Here is a 15,944-nt window from a genome sequence, read left to right on the forward strand (position 1 = left end):
TTGCACGTAAGCTCATTCAGAAATCTGATGACTTCATCAATTTAAATTTAATCATATAATGATGAAAAACCCGACGATATTGACAACTATGGCATTAGGCTTAGCCTCCGCTATTTTTCTCGCCTGCAACCCGAATAATACAGCCAAGGAAAATAGCAACAAGCTCGCTCATGTTCAAGCTGAAAAACCGCAACAAATACCCTATACATTATCTTCGGGCATAAAAATGAGTTTGCCAGACGAATTGTTAGAAATATCCGGAATAGCCTTCCTCGCGGGACAGGATGACGATATTTATGCCATCCAAGACGAGCAGGGCTTTCTTTATAAATTTAACCAACCGACACAAAAAGTCACGTTCAACCCTTTCGGAAAAGATGGCGACTATGAGGATATCTCGATAAGCAATACACATTTCTTTATCTTAAAGAGCAATGGCAGCATCTATTCCTTTCCGATTGCCGAAAAGGACGATATAAAAAACGTTGTTGAACAGAAAAATTTACTCCCAAAAGGAGAGTACGAGGGACTTTTTGTTGACCGCGAAAGTAACCAGGCATACGTATTATGTAAAGAATGCAAGGTCGATAGAAAACAACCGCAAACCTCTGGCTATGTCTTTTCAATTGACGAGCATGGTCAATTTCAGCCGAAAGGAGAATTTGCCATCCAGCTTGATCAACTTCAGGCATTTAATGCTAAAATTAAGAAAACGTTCAAACCCTCCGCGTTAGCTAAAAAAGCAGACAGTAAGGAATGGTATATCTTATCTTCTGTAGACAAAACCCTTGTGGTAACCGATGAGAATTTTCGTGTAAAATCGCTCTCTCCATTAGATCCGAAGATCTTCCCTCAACCTGAAGGCATTAACTTTGATTCAAAATCCGATCTTTACATCAGCAGCGAAGCCGGTAATCAGGATAAAGGGATCATTTATAAATTTGAACAAAAATAGGCATGCAAAAGGTTGTACCATTCTTTCTTATTTTTCTTGCTAGTCATGTTTATTCACAACAAAAACATACACAGTCACCTGCACACCAGGGCAAGTCCTTTGCTAAAACCGTCATCAAGGACAGTGTAAGTATCGTTGCAAATGCAAAATATGGTAAAGCCAGTAAATTCAAAAAGTTCTTCCTTGGCGAAAACTACCGCAAAGAATGGGCTGCAGAAACCACCTTACCTTTGCTCCAACTTTCAACCTTATACGGGGGACTGCGTCCTGTTAAACAAGGGGGCGGGATGCAATCGGTTTCTCTACGACTTACAGATTCAAGCGGTCGGGAATGGGCACTACGATCAGTCAATAAAAGGACTGAATCCCTCATACCAGAAGAGCTACATGGCACCTTTGTACAGGATGTCTTGGACGATGCCACTAGTGCGCAGCATCCCTATTCCGCGCTTATGATCCCCGCTTTGGCAAATGCCGTGAACGTCCCACATGCCCATCCAATCATCGGTGTTGTTGCACAAGACAGCATATTGGGTGAATACGCTCCGCTTTTTGAGCATACGGTGGCTTTACTAGAAGAACGCGAACCTCTTGGTGATTCAGACAACAGCCCAAAAGCTGTACGAAAACTACAGGAAGATAACGACGATAACTTTAAGGCTAAAGCATATCTCCGTGCAAGAATGCTGGATGTACTGGTAAGCGACTGGGATCGACACGAGGATCAATGGCGTTGGTACAATGAAAATCAGGATAGCACAGATCACGATAAAGACTATATTCCTATTCCCCGCGATCGGGATCAGGCACTGCGTGTCACACAAGGTTTTCTAATGAAAGATATCTATCAGCAATTTGTCAATCCAGTCATGCAAGGTTTCACGACCGGTATTCCCGATATTCGCTATTCTTTGTTTAAATCACGCTTTTTAAATGCTCATCCGAGCAACCAGCTTCCTCACAAGGAATGGACCAAAGAGGTTAAGCAATTTGTAGCACGTCTCACAGATTCGGTATTATGGGAGTCGGTACATAGCCTGCCGCAATCGTCCATTGCTATTCGTGGAGAGCAAATTTTTAAAACACTTCAAAGCCGTCGTGATGCACTGCCCATGGCGATGGAAGAGTATTACAATTTCATTAATAACATTGTCGATATTCATCTCAGCGACAAAAACGAAAAAGTAGAAATATACAGCACAGCGAATAAAAACTTAAAAGTCAAAGTTTCGAAGATCAATAAAGATGGTAAAGTCACCAAGGCATTGATGGACAAAACCTATAAAGATTCCCTGACAAAAGAAATTCGCCTCTATCTGGCTGAAGGAAAAGACTCTGTTGTCATCGATAACGCAAATTCTCCTATAAAACTCCGAATTATTGGCGATAACACGCCAAAGACTTATGTTATCAACCAAAGCAAATCGAAAATACAGCTTTACGAAAACACCAAAAATTCCACTTTACTGGCTGAAAAGAACAAAATAAAGCTTCATTATGCACAAGATAGTACCAACACGCAATTTGTTCCTGTAAACCTGTACAATACCTGGCTTCCCCTGGTGACTGCGGGTTATAATGCTGATGACGGTTTTTCGCTGGGGCTAGGGGCTGCTTATACACATCAGCGTGGATTTAGAAAAAGTCCTTTTACCTATAAGCAACAACTTACTGTAGCAACAGCCTTCCGGACCGGAGCTTATAAAATTCACTATAGAGGCGAATGGATAGCTGTTGTCGGGGATGCGGATCTTGTTGTCGATGCGCTAGCAAAAGCTCCTGACAACACGCAGAATTTTTTCGGCGTAGGTAATAACTCGCTCTTCTTAAAGGAACAGTATGGTGCAAAATATTACAGAAGTAGATTCAATATTTTCAATGTCAATCCACAGTTAAGGTGGAAACCTTCAGCTACATTAAACTTTGCCGTAGGTCCGCATATCCAATTTTACCACTTAGATCCGATTGAAAATGAAGATCGATTTATTTTAAATCCCCAAGCTTTACATTCTTACGATAGTTTATCGATTACCAAAGACAAAGCTTTTGCAGGTATCAATGCCTTTTTAACACAAGACTCCCGTAATCGAAAGATTAACCCAAGTAAAGGGCTATATATTGAAGCCGCTTTGAATTCTTATTTTGGACTCAATCAGTACTCAAAAAACTCAGCGCAGTTAAGTGCTGCAATGACGGGTTACTTTAGCGCTTTCAATGAAGGCATTATATTCGCCAATAGAACAGGAGGGGGCACCGTTGTTGGGAACCCTACATTTTATCAATATCTATTTCTAGGCGGCCATGAAAATCTCAGGGGATTTCGCCAGTATCGATTTGCAGGTCAACAGATGCTTTACAATAACCTAGAGGCTCGTGTCAAAGTAATTGATGTCAAAAGCTATGTTCTTCCAGGTGAATTTGGACTAATGGGTATGTATGATGTTGGAAAAGTGTGGGCAAAGGGCTATAACAGCGATAAGTTTCATCAAGGTGTGGGTGGAGGCATTTATTACATCGTCGCCAATGCACTTCCTTTGCATTTTGTCATGACGAAATCCAATGAAGGCTGGTATCCCTATTTCAGCACAGGCTTCCGCTTTTAAAATTTTCGATCCATGGAGATAAAGAAAGTACAACTCACAACGGCGAAAATGGCCAATACGTATGCAAATGGCAGGCTAGACTTTGAACCATTTTTCAAATACCTGGAATCTTTTATTGAAAATGGCACTTCATCCGATGATATGATTCCTTTGTATGCGCTGGAACGCATCAAAGAAATAGAGCATCTCAACGGTAAACTCTGCAAGCATAACCTCAATGCCTATAAAGATATTCTGCAATTGATTTATAGCCTCTCCGTATCGTTGGTTGACACTGCTCCAAAAAGGTACTGGGCACTCACAACAGCCCTAGCAGAAGAAGCCTTCTATGGAACGGAAGCCTTTTTCGACCTAACTAGCCATCAGCTTGTGGAGCAAGAAATTCAAGGGAAGATGCGTACCGGAAGCCTTCTTACTAATCAAGAAAAGCTCTTTTATACCCTCATTTTCGAGCGTCTGTATGGCTTTTCTTCCAATGAAAACAGCAGCATTGTTTATCATCAACTCAATGATCAGGGGGAGATCGTGGATTATTACGATTTGGACATCGATTTCAAATTTGTTGAGATAAAGGCAAAAAAAACACTGCCTGCGCTTGATATCGGTCGTTTATCGGAAAATCCTAGTGATTCGCTTTTTGATTGGAATACCGTTATCAATACCGTTAAACTGGAAGATTTTGAGTTATCGGGCTTTAGTATTGTAACTTTCAGAAAGACCAGTACGGAACATACTTTACGCCGCATTCAGTCCATTCTCTTGGACCTTCCTACATACAATTATCACCTCTTCTTCGCTGATTTAGAAAAAATCATCACACCGCTATTAAAAGGAGCTGATACCGTATTTAGTCTATTTCCGTTATTCCAATTAAATGGGGTACCATTTTTCGATTATTCAATCACCAATAAGAGCATCTTGATTGCGGAAGCGTATACCGCAAATAAAACCTTCAAGATCAATCCTGAACTTGCGGGCTACCTAAAACATCCGCATGTTATATTTTATACCAATAATGCGACAAATGGCCTCCGAAATACCACATCCATTTTCGACGAGCGGATTGGTCGCTCGGGGGTAACGACCTATCTGTGTATTCCACTTATCCATAATCATTCCCTCTCAGGCATATTGGAAATATACAGCTATGAACAAGATCAGCTCGACAATGAGACAATGCAAGCCTTAAGTTCTTTGGTTCCGCTTTTATCACAATTATCTCAGGATATCACGCTAGAATTTAAAAAACGTATCGACGATATCATCATCAACCGGTTTACGACCATACAGCCCTCGGTTCAGTGGAAATTTAACCATATCGCAGCCCAGTACATTCAGGAACTGGAAAACGACAGTCGGGATGCGCATATCAAAGCGGTTGTATTTGAAGAAGTCTATCCGCTCTATGGTGCTGTCGATGTAAAAGACTCCACGATCATACGAAACGCCTCCATTCTGAAAGACTTTAGCTTCAAGGTCAAACAGCTCGCAATGCTTATTGATGAGCTCTCTTTAGATGGAAAGCACAAGTTGATTATGACCTTTTCAGCACGTGTTGATCAAATTACAGAATCTCTTGATCATATTTCTTTTGATGAGTCGATGGTCAAGATCATTGAGTTTTTTAGGAAAGACGTACAGCCATTTTTAGAAGAAGCCAGAAAGCAATTTCCGTCAAAAATAGAGGTGATTGAACATTATGCGAAGCATTTTTTCACCAATCGAGAAACCGGTGAATTTTATAGAAATGAATTTGAAACTTCTTTACGCCAGATCAATCAATTGATCGGTAAGGAACTAGACCATTTCAATAGCTTTATCCAGGGGAATTACCCATCGTATTTTCAAAAATTCAGGACAGACGGTATTGAATATGATATTTATATCGGCGAATCCATTACACCACAACAACCATTTAGCTACGAATTTATCAATGTATTTAGGCGTCAGCAAATTATTTCTATGGCTAGAATTGCGCTGAAAGCTTACCATACAAAGGATATTCTGCCTTTGGCTTTAGAAACAACACAATTGATTTTTATCAATCCACATAGCATTGATATCAGCTTCCGGGAAGATGAACGGAGATTTGATGTAGAGGGATCACTCAATATCCGTTATGAAATAATCAAAAAAAGGATAGACAAAATTCGGATAAAGCGAACCAAAGAACGACTTACTCAGGTCAATAAAATTGCTATCGTCTATTTATCGGATGAAATCCTGGAGGACCTTATGTTGAGTATAAAGGCAATCTACGACATGGGCATCATTGAGCATACCATCGAACATTTAAAATTGGAGGATGTACAGGGAATCGCGGGTTTGAAAGCTATTCGCCTTTCGGTGAATTTAAACTATCAAGATTTCTCCTAAATTTGTCCAATAAAGGGAAGTTTATCCCCATTGGTGTTAAGCGATATGGGCTACCGTCAACTGGAGATTTTAATATAATGATTTAAAAAGGATTACCATGATTACTGATGCCAACTATTTTTATCTAAGCGATTTGCTTGGCACCTTATTTTTTGCAATATCAGGCACGCTGTCGGCAAAACGTAAAGATATTGATATTTTTGGGGCAGCCTTTTTAGGCTTTGTGACAGCCATTGGCGGTGGATCGATGCGGGATGTATTTTTGAATCTGCGCCCAGTATGGGTCAATGATAGCAATTACCTCATTGCTATTTTCCTCGGAATTTTAATTGCCATTGTCTTCAACAAACAGTTGTATGGTTATTATCGCACGCTGACACTTTTTGATGCCATCGGAATTAGCTTTTTTACTATCCTAGGGGTACAAAAATCACTCAATTACGAAAGCAATACCTATGCTGCCATTATCTTTGGAATGTTCACCGCGGTATGTGGGGGGATGACGCGCGATGTCTTACTCAACGAAACCCCCTTAATCTTTAAAAAAGAAGTATATGCTACGGCCTGTTTAGGTGGAGGTCTCACATATATCTTGCTGGTGCATCTCGATTTTGATCTTTCTTGGGCAGCCTTTATTGGGGCTGCTGTTGTATTTTTAATACGAATGACAGCCGTTAAATATCGTCTATATTTACCTCGGTTGGATTGAGGAATGTTCTTCTTCGCGCATGAAATTTCTATAACACGCTCTACTGGATGACCGATTCGATCTCAAAAATAGATTAAAAGGATGGATCAGTAGGTAGAACACGGATATTCTTGATCTCCAACCAATTTTATGCCGAAGAAGCCGCAAAAAAAAGCGTTAGTATGAACTAACGCTTTTTCTTTTGCTGTGGAAATTTCATTTTATAACCAACGCGAATATTTCCTTTCGCGATAGCATCTAATCGCCCCTTAAGCATCGTTTTCTTCAAGGCACTCAATTTGTCGGTAAATAGTTTACCTTCAATATGATCATATTCGTGTTGTACCACACGGGCAGCCAAACCTGTTAAGTCTACTTCATGTTCTTCAAAGTTCTCATCCAAGTAATTGATGCGAATATTTCTGTGACGCAATACGTCCTCATTAATATCTGGGATACTCAGGCATCCTTCACCGAAAGCCCATTTCTCACCAGACTCTTCAACCATGATGGGATTGATGAAAACTTTTTTGAACGATTGGAGTACATCTTTGTTTTCTTCATCATCTTCTGCGAAAGGAGTTGCGTCGATAACGAACATCCGTATAGGCAAACCAACCTGTGGAGCTGCCAAACCAACACCATGAGCTGCATACATGGTATCGAACATATCATCAATCAATTTCTTTAAATCTGGATAGTCTTCATCTATTTCCTCAGCGACCTTTCTTAATACAGGATCGCCATACGCCACTATCGGAAGTTTCATATGTATTATAATTATTTATAAGTGCCGATACTCATTGCTATACCTGAGTTCGTTACACGTTGTTTGCTTTTAAAGATCACTAGGCACCTGTTGTAATTTTAGCACGATTTTATTTCAGATCATGTCAGGCTAATTGCTCAGCCTGAGTCATTGTACTATTTTAACAAGGATACCCTGTAGCACCATTATATTTTTCGGTACAAAGGTACGGATAATTATTAAAAGTGAATATTTCGTCAAAACTTCCATAAAAGTTACTTTTGTTTTATGGATCCTTCGTTTTTAAATTTGTCAACGCAGTTCAAGCTTAGGCTAGAGCAGGCCCTTGAAGTCCCATTAGGGCTTTGCCAGGATGATGGATTTATACAAATATACTCTCCGGAATTAGCAATTAACATTTTACTATACCCTCATAACAAATCCGTTAGACGTGATACTTCCGACCCTTGCATTCATATCGATGAGGACCGATTAATAACAAAGTTTGATTTGATCGTCAGACGCATTGTTGCTAGAACAAAAAATGACAAACGCATTTACGCACGCAATACTGTAGTCGCCCGGATCGACAAAAGAACGAGTTTACAGTTCCTCGTGGAACATCATTTACAAACCGCTCTTCCCGGCAAGTATCGTTATGGCCTTTATGAACAGGGAGAGCTTGTCGCGGTCGCGGTATTCTCTGGAGGACGCCGAATGCTGGATAAAGATGAAAACTATCGCTCATTTGAATTATTACGCTTTTGTAATAAAACAGGTATTAATGTTATAGGAGGCCTAAGCAAATTAATTAAAGCCTTTTGTAGCGATTTCTCGCCAGGAGACATTATGACTTTCACCGATCGTGACTGGAGCCAACACTCTTCGCTCGAAAAAATTGGGTTTGTTGCCAAAGAAATTACGACACCGATTAACTTTTGGATCACGGGAACAAAGCGGTATACCTATCGAAATACAGATGAATTAAAAGCGCTTAGGGAGCAGTTCCCTCATGGCTTTCCCAAAGAAAATATGGGTAGCATCAAGATGATTTTATACATAAAATAAGCTAAATTGTGTATATTGTACACTGTAAAAGTTTGAAAAATAAATAATCAAAAATAATAACGTTATGAAGAGAAAACTTCGCATGGGTATGGTTGGAGGCGGAAACGACGCCTTTATTGGCGCTGTACACCGTATTGCTGCTTTTATGGATGGCAAGATTGAACTGGTTTGTGGTGCATTTAGTATTGATCCACAGATTTCAAAACAATCTGGAGAAGACTTATTTGTAGCTCCTGAGCGTGTCTATCTAAACTATGAAGAGATGATCGAAAAAGAATCTTTGCTTCCCGAAGGCGAACGCATGGATTTTGTAACGATCGTAACACCCAATTTTTTACATTTTGCTCCCGCTAAATTAGCGCTAGAAAAAGGTTTTGATGTTGTCGTTGAAAAACCAATGACAGTATCTGTTGAAGAAGCAAAAGAATTACAAGAAACCGTAGAACGTACTGGTCGTACGCTGTGCCTTACCCATACGTATTCAGGCTACCCAATGGTTAAACAAGCCAAAGCAATGGTCAAAGAAGGTCACTTCGGTAAGATCAGAAAGATTGTTGTTGAGTATCCACAAGGTTGGTTAAGTCGTTTAACGGAACGCGAGGGGAATGCTGGAGCCGCTTGGCGTGCAGATCCGAAACGCTCGGGTAAATCGTTGGTTATGGGTGATATCGGTACCCATGCTGCGCATTTAGCGGAATATGTGTCGGGCTTAAAAATCCAAGAACTATGTGCAGACCTAACAACATTTGTTGAAGGCCGTCTATTGGATGACGATGGGTCGGTGCTTTTGCGTTTCGAAAATGGTGCTAAAGGTGTATTGATGGCTTCGCAAATTTCAGCCGGAGAAGAAAATGCTGTTCGTATACGTATCTATGGTGAAAAAGGTGGATTGGAATGGGCGAATGAGGATCCGAACAATTTAATTATCAAAATGCTTGATCAGCCTCGTCAGCTTTATCGCACAGGCAATGCTTACGCAGCGCCTTATACGTTGAGTTCGTTTGCAACACATAATACCCGTGTACCAGCGGGTCACCCTGAAGGGCTATTAGAATCATTTGCAAATATCTACCGTAATTTTGCGGCAACAGTTACAGCAAAACGTGAAGGAAAAACTCCTACAGCTGAACAACAGGATTTTCCAACAGTTTACGATGGCGTAAGAGGCATGGCTTTTATCGATACTGTCGTAAAAAATAACGAAGGAACAGAAAAATGGACTAAATTTGTTCTGTGATAGACAGATTAAAATATACACTTTCTCTTTTGGAACAGCAAACCGTTCCAAAAGAGAAAGTTATCGTTATCTTAGGGCCTACAGCTTCTGGAAAAACGAAACTGGCCGTCCAACTGGCCCAACACATTGATGCTGAAATCATCAGTGCTGATTCCCGCCAAATCTATCGAAGGATGGACATCGGTACGGGAAAAGACCTATCGGAATACCAAGATATTCCCTATCATCTTATCGACATTCATGAACCGGGAAAACGCTACAATCTCGGAAATTTTATTGCTGACTTCCGTCAAGCCCAACAATCCATTCTAGAAAAGGGAAAACATACCATCTTATGTGGTGGTACAGGTTTATATATTCAAAGTGTAATCCAAGAAAATCCCTATGCGCTGATCCCATCAATCGAAGGCTTCAAGGAATCATTACTTGCATATCCAGAGACGGAGCTGTTAGCGCGTCTTCAGGAATATACGCTACCTGTGAACTTTCAAATCGATCTTTCGACCAAAAAACGTATAATCCGGGCAATAGAAATATTAGCGTTTTTAGAGAATCATCCCGATCACATCGTCCAGCAACAAGCAGTAGATAGCATTGTTATCGGATTAAATCCCCCGTTGGAAATCAGACGCGAACACATTAGTCAAAGATTAAAACAACGATTGAATGAAGGCTTCTTAGAAGAAGTGTGCGGGCTCTTGACAGAAGGTATTACACACGAGCAACTTCAATACTATGGTTTGGAGTATAAATATGCGTCACTCCATCTCCTTGGACAGCTCGATTATCCTGCTTTTACCACAAAACTGGAGACAGAAATACATCGCTATGCCAAAAGACAAATGACTTACTTCCGCAAAATGGAAAAAGACGGCATAATTATCCATTGGGTATAAACAATACAATGATATAAAAACAAAAAAGGGTTAGTATCACTACTAACCCTTTTCGTTAATCTCTTTCTATTATAACTTGATTTCTTCATCCTTCGCATTGAAGAAATGGAATTCAGTTAGATAATATGACGTCATTGGATTTACTTTAATCCATTTTCCGTACTTCATGAACCATTTCATTCTTTTAGAAATCAAACCAGACTTAATGTAGGCGTCTATATAAGGGTGAACACATAAGGTCACCTTCTTTTCGTTCTGTTCTTGAAGAATAAAGCTCAAATTATTTTCAATATCATCCATGAGAACAATACTTGATCGGATTTCACCTGTACCATCACAAGCCGGACATTTTTCGTTTGTGACGATATTCATTTCAGGTCTAACGCGCTGACGTGTAATTTGAACCAATCCAAATTTACTTGGAGGCAAAATTGTATGTCTCGCTCTATCCGCTACCATACATTCTTTTAAGAACGTATACAACTCTTTTCGATGATTGGGTTTATGCATATCGATAAAATCGATGACTACAATTCCGCCCATATCACGCAAACGCAGCTGACGCGCAATTTCTTTTGCTGCTTCCATATTGACCAGCAATGCATTGTCTTCCTGATTCTCCTTATTAGCAGAACGGTTACCACTGTTGACATCAATGACATGCAAGGCTTCGGTATGCTCTATAACGAGGTACGCACCGCCCGGCAATGTTACAGTTTTGCCAAAAGCTGCCTTGATTTGCTTTTCAACTCCGAAATGATCAAAAATTGGCTCTTTATGTTTATAAAGTTTGACAATTTTCTCCAAGTCTGGAGATATATCGTGTATATATGATTTTGTTTCTTCGAAGATCGAAGGATCATTAACATAAATATGCGAAAACTCGTCTGTCAAAATATCTCGTAGAATAGTGGATGCACGATCCATTTCGCCAAGAACCTTTTGAGGCGGTTCAGCATTACGAAGACGTTTGGTAAATAGCTCCCATTTTGAGATCAGGTCCAATAAGTCACGTTGTAGTTCTTCAACACCCTTACCCTCGGAAACTGTGCGAATGATAACACCAAAATTAGCTGGCTTAATTCCTTCGACAATCTTTTTTAGGCGATTGCGTTCATTACTACCTTTGATACGCTTGGAAATGGAAACAGTACTTGAGAAAGGTACCAAAACGACAAAACGACCCGCTATTGAAAGGTCTGAACTCAGACGCGGTCCTTTTGTTGAAATGGGTTCTTTGGCGATTTGTACTGGCACGAGCATATTTTTGCTCAAGACATCAGAGATCTTACCAGCTTTATCGATATCCTTTTCAAGTTTTAAACTATTGAGCAGTTTCTCTTGATAACTGCCATTCTTCACTATACGCGTAAGCTTTAGCAAAGATTGAACTTGAGGACCCAGATCTAAATAATGTAGAAAAGCATCCTTTTCGTAGCCTACATCCACGAAAGCTGCATTAAGCCCAGGCATAATTCGCTTAATACGTCCGAGATAGATATCTCCAACGGCGAAGTTATTATTTGCGGGCTCGCGGTTAAGTTCAACAAGCTGCTTATCTTGTAGTAAAGCAATAGTTACCCCTTTATCAGGAGTTGAATCGATAATTAATTCCTTTACCAAAAGCTACTCATTTTTGATACCTATGCAATATCCTATCGCAATCTTGGGTATCCGATTAAACATTTAAAGAACGTTGTTACGAAAAAAACAATCTACATCCCCTTCACAGACATGTAGATCGTTTCGTAAAGCTATCTCAGCAAAATGGGCCAAGATGTTTAAAAGCTTATCACAAGACTATTTTTTCTTGTGTCTATTTTTTCTTAAACGTTTTTTACGTTTGTGAGTAGCCATCTTGTGTCTTTTTCTTTTTTTTCCGCTTGGCATAGCTAAATTTTTTAATGATTATAAAATAATAAATTAATTACTTGCTCAATTCCGCGATCTTTCGATCGATGAATTGTGATAGGGAAGGATCGGCTGCCAGTTCCTTACTTTTTTGAAAAGCTGTAACGGCTTCCTTTTTCATCCCAATATTTTCATAGCCTGTGGCTAAGTAAAAGTATGACTCAGCATCGGGTTTTTGATCGATAACGGTCTTAAAACGCTCGATGGCTTTGTCAAACTGACGGGATTGTAATGAAAACAATCCCAAAGTTTTGTTTGCTTCTAAGTTTTTAGGATCGGCAGCAACGACTTCTCGCAATAAGGCAATACCTGCCATAGGGTTGTTCGTTCCTGATACCATTGCGGCACCCAATCCTGTTTTTGCATCCAAACTACTTGTATTCGCTTTTAACGCAGCCTCATATGCATGAATAGCATTTTGATTCAACGCTTGGGCTAAAGTAGAATCCTGCAAATTTGTATAAGCGGCACGATAAGCATTACCTGCTTTCAACCAATATTCAAACTTCGGTGAAACCTTTGCCATTTCCTCATAGATGAAAGCCTGAGGGGCTGGTTTTGCGACATCATCCCACTTATTTGCCAACTGTTGCAACAGCTTTATCTTATCCTCTCCAGAAGCTTTTGCAACTTGGCCCTCAATATCGGAAATTTCTTTGACTAAACTAGCATCTAAACCTTGTTTTGTCATCGAAGATATATTTTCCAAATTTACTTCATTGGAAGGCTTCGACTCAGATGCTGCAGCAGTTTGTTTTTCTTTGTTCACCAAACCTTTAATAGGCTGTGCTAAAAGCACAGCAACCAAGGCTACTACTGATCCTATTACTATTATCTGTTTGGTTTTTGCCATTTTAATCTATTTTAAAGATTATTTATTGCCATTCTTTACTTTCTCTACGAAAATTTTAGCTGGCTTGAAACTAGGAACAAAGTGTTCAGGGATAATGATTGCTGTATTTTTTGAAATGTTTCTTGCAGTCTTCTCAGCTCTTTTTTTGACTACGAAGCTACCAAAACCTCTTACATATACATTTTCTCCTCCGATCATTGCGTTTTTGACAACTTTAAAGAACGCCTCTACGGTTTCTTGAACATCTACCTTCTCTAAGCCAGTTTTGGTAGAGATTTCTGCAATAATTTCTGCTTTAGTCATATCTATTTTACTGTAATTATTTATTTTTCAACCCTTAAGCCAACTAATGTTTGGGGATGCAAAAGTATTGTTTTAAAATGAGTAATGGAAATTATTTAAATACTTTTTTGATAAATAAGCTTCCAAAAGCCAAACATTTACAATCAATTAACGAGACATTCCGTCCAACCAACCATTAAATAGACATCAAAAATAAAAACAATTATCTAATTTACAAGATGTTGACTTATTACTTGTCATATAAAAATCAATATATGCCAATGACATGACTTAGCTGGTCCAAATCTGCTTTGGTATGGTGCGCGTTTACCACAATCCGATTTAATAGGGGGTCTGTAGCGAGGGGATAAGGAAAACTTGAAACCAGTATTCCAGCATTCATCAGCCTCGCATAAAGGCCCGTATCCGTTGAAGAAAAGACCGGAAAATCAGCAACAGCGTTTAATCCAGACTCCATATGTGCTTTGAAGGAATCAATATTATATTGCAGTTTTTCGAACTGCTGTAGATAGATCTGCTCTCCATGAACAAATGCATATAAGCCCGCTGGTGAACTTGGAGAAGCCCCTGTATAAAAGTTTGATCGCTTGAGATACTTGATCCGTTCCCCATCGGCCAAAATCAATCCAGCATCTGTTGCCAGGCCTTTTGCCAAGGATGCGACGACGATCAGTTCGATATTAGTTTGCTGAAAACTACTTTTATCCAATGAAATGCTATTCTTGCGCAAAACTCCTATTCCGTGAGAATCGTCCAAGAGCAGTATAATCTTTTTGTCCGGATCAATACGATTGAAAACAGTGAAATCGTACAATTCTGGCCGCATATTGTCCAAGCTGTTGCTAACGATGATAAATGATGTTTGGGCTGAATGATTGATATACTCGATCGTTGCATTGGCCCACTCAACAAAATGCCCAGTTGCGACGGGCTTCTTATCTAGCCATAAAGAAGGGTGACAAGCGGGAGCATACAATACTTCTCCTTCGGTCGCCAAGGTTCTTACAAGAAATTGTGTTGCCAGATAACCACTTGAGAGCAACAGGCTTGCTTCAAAACCAAAACGCTTTGCTGCATATTCTTCGGCTTGATCAAATATGGCCTGTTGCACATTATTATTTCGGGAAGTGCCGTTGTTGATACCATACCGCTGTATACCTTCTATGAAAATAGAAGCATATGCTTTATCTGTTGCCAGCCCTAGATAGGAAGTTCCACCAAAAAAAAGATATTCCTTACCGCCGACCACAATAACGCGACCTGTTGGTTGTTCTAAATGCGTAAAATTATTCATCTATGTATAGCCGATTCATTTAATTAGTGGGTCAATACTTCAGGGTTAGCGATATGCTGTGGATCGCCCCCGGAAAAGGCTACAATATTCTCAAAAGCAAGTCTAAATAATTGTTCGTAACCATTTTTCTCCACATAACCAATATGTGGCGTACAAAGTACATTTGGCAGCTGCAATAATGGATAGTTCGGGTCAAAGATTGGTTCGGACTCATAGACATCTACCGCAGCCATCCCTGGAACACCTGTCTCGAGCGCGGTCAATAGTGCCCCCTCTTCAACCAACTCAGCACGAGAGGTGTTGACAAAAAGCGCTGTCGGCTTCATAGACCGGAGATCTTCGAGCTTTACGATACCTCGCGTCTCAGGCACTAACCTAAGATGTAGAGTAACAACATCTGAAAAATGAAAAAAATCGGATTTATTGGCAGCAGCTAAAAAACCATCTCTTACAGCTTCTTCTCGGGAATTTTCGCTTCCCCAAACAATTACTTGGGCACCAAAAGCACGTGCATATTGCGCTATTCGCTTCCCTATTTTTCCATAGCTCCATACCCCTATTGTTTTCCCGGCGACACAATCTCCTATATTCGTTTGCCATAGGCCTTTGTCCATATCTGAAAGAGCCTTAGGTAAACCACGGAGGGCATTCATGATCAAAAGCCAGGTCAATTCAGCCGGAGCAACAGGAGAGCCCATACTTTCAGCAACAGCCACATGGAAACGGCTACAAACAGCCAAATCCAAATGGTTTGAAATTTTGCCCGTCTGGCTAATTAGCTTTAGCTTGGGAAGCTGAGACAACAGGTCTTCTGTAATCCGCGTCCGTTCTCTGATGAGCACTAGCGCTTCCGTATCGCTCAATTTTTCGGCCAGTAAAGCCGGATCTGAATAGGACTGTTTCAATATTTGGACATCGTGACCATCAAGAATTTTGAAACAGTCCAACTTTCGGACAGCGTCTTGATAGTCATCTAAAATGGTTATTCGCATTTTTCCTGACTTAATTTTAA

Annotated in this window: 13 protein-coding genes; 7 read left to right on the top strand and 6 right to left on the bottom strand. The window is 40.0% G+C overall.

Annotated features, from left to right (window positions below; translation table 11 throughout):
- Nucleotides 1-58: 58 nt before the first annotated feature.
- From K2F45_RS26900 to K2F45_RS26915, 4 genes are all read left to right on the top strand, one after another.
- Nucleotides 59-955, top strand: coding sequence for a hypothetical protein (locus tag K2F45_RS26900; RefSeq protein ID WP_237241900.1), 897 nt, complete (start codon nt 59-61; stop codon nt 953-955).
- 2 nt (nt 956-957) lie between these two features.
- Nucleotides 958-3,558 (top strand): BamA/TamA family outer membrane protein, encoded by a 2,601-nt coding sequence (locus K2F45_RS26905; RefSeq protein ID WP_083663418.1) that lies wholly within the window; start codon nt 958-960, stop codon nt 3,556-3,558.
- A 12-nt stretch (nt 3,559-3,570) separates the two neighbouring features.
- On the top strand, nt 3,571-5,934 hold the full coding sequence (locus K2F45_RS26910) for a GAF domain-containing protein (protein ID WP_248932733.1): 2,364 nt from the start codon (nt 3,571-3,573) through the stop codon (nt 5,932-5,934).
- A gap of 97 nt (nt 5,935-6,031) precedes the next feature.
- Nucleotides 6,032-6,643 carry a trimeric intracellular cation channel family protein gene (locus K2F45_RS26915; RefSeq protein WP_075990355.1) on the top strand — a complete coding sequence of 204 codons (612 nt, stop codon included), beginning with the start codon at nt 6,032-6,034 and terminating at the stop codon, nt 6,641-6,643.
- A 166-nt stretch (nt 6,644-6,809) separates the two neighbouring features.
- Here the strand turns inward: K2F45_RS26915 and def are convergent, their stop codons facing one another.
- Complete coding sequence (gene def / locus K2F45_RS26920; protein WP_075990356.1) at nt 6,810-7,391, bottom strand: peptide deformylase; 582 nt, start codon at nt 7,389-7,391, stop codon at nt 6,810-6,812.
- Between the two features lie 267 nt (nt 7,392-7,658).
- Here def and K2F45_RS26925 point away from each other — a divergent pair, with 267 nt between their 5' ends.
- The 3 genes from K2F45_RS26925 to miaA all read left to right on the top strand — a co-directional run bounded on the left by K2F45_RS26925 (nt 7,659) and on the right by miaA (nt 10,571).
- Complete coding sequence (locus tag K2F45_RS26925; protein ID WP_075990357.1) at nt 7,659-8,438, top strand: hypothetical protein; 780 nt, start codon at nt 7,659-7,661, stop codon at nt 8,436-8,438.
- Between the two features lie 64 nt (nt 8,439-8,502).
- Nucleotides 8,503-9,675 (top strand): Gfo/Idh/MocA family protein, encoded by a 1,173-nt coding sequence (locus tag K2F45_RS26930; protein ID WP_075990358.1) that lies wholly within the window; start codon nt 8,503-8,505, stop codon nt 9,673-9,675.
- Nucleotides 9,672-10,571, top strand: coding sequence for a tRNA (adenosine(37)-N6)-dimethylallyltransferase MiaA (gene miaA / locus K2F45_RS26935; protein ID WP_157625814.1), 900 nt, complete (start codon nt 9,672-9,674; stop codon nt 10,569-10,571). Before K2F45_RS26930 ends, miaA begins: the two co-directional genes overlap by 4 nt.
- Before the next feature lie 69 nt (nt 10,572-10,640).
- On the opposite strand, the gene K2F45_RS26940 is transcribed toward miaA, so the two are convergent.
- The 5 genes from K2F45_RS26940 to K2F45_RS26965 all read right to left on the bottom strand — a co-directional run bounded on the left by K2F45_RS26940 (nt 10,641) and on the right by K2F45_RS26965 (nt 15,924).
- Nucleotides 10,641-12,194, bottom strand: a complete 1,554-nt coding sequence (locus K2F45_RS26940; protein ID WP_046673301.1) for an Rne/Rng family ribonuclease — start codon at nt 12,192-12,194, stop codon at nt 10,641-10,643.
- Nucleotides 12,195-12,498: 304 nt separating this feature from the next.
- Complete coding sequence (locus K2F45_RS26950) at nt 12,499-13,335, bottom strand: tetratricopeptide repeat protein (RefSeq protein ID WP_070562796.1); 837 nt, start codon at nt 13,333-13,335, stop codon at nt 12,499-12,501.
- An 18-nt stretch (nt 13,336-13,353) separates the two neighbouring features.
- Entirely contained in the window at nt 13,354-13,638 is a 285-nt protein-coding gene (locus tag K2F45_RS26955) for an HU family DNA-binding protein (protein WP_046673299.1), read from the bottom strand.
- A gap of 247 nt (nt 13,639-13,885) precedes the next feature.
- Nucleotides 13,886-14,932, bottom strand: a complete 1,047-nt coding sequence (locus K2F45_RS26960) for a PLP-dependent aminotransferase family protein (protein ID WP_075990360.1) — start codon at nt 14,930-14,932, stop codon at nt 13,886-13,888.
- A gap of 23 nt (nt 14,933-14,955) precedes the next feature.
- Entirely contained in the window at nt 14,956-15,924 is a 969-nt protein-coding gene (locus K2F45_RS26965; RefSeq protein ID WP_075990361.1) for a D-2-hydroxyacid dehydrogenase family protein, read from the bottom strand.
- Between the last annotated feature and the right edge of the window lie 20 nt (nt 15,925-15,944).

It is taken from the genome of Sphingobacterium siyangense (assembly GCF_023277505.1).
Lineage (GTDB): Bacteria > Bacteroidota > Bacteroidia > Sphingobacteriales > Sphingobacteriaceae > Sphingobacterium > Sphingobacterium siyangense.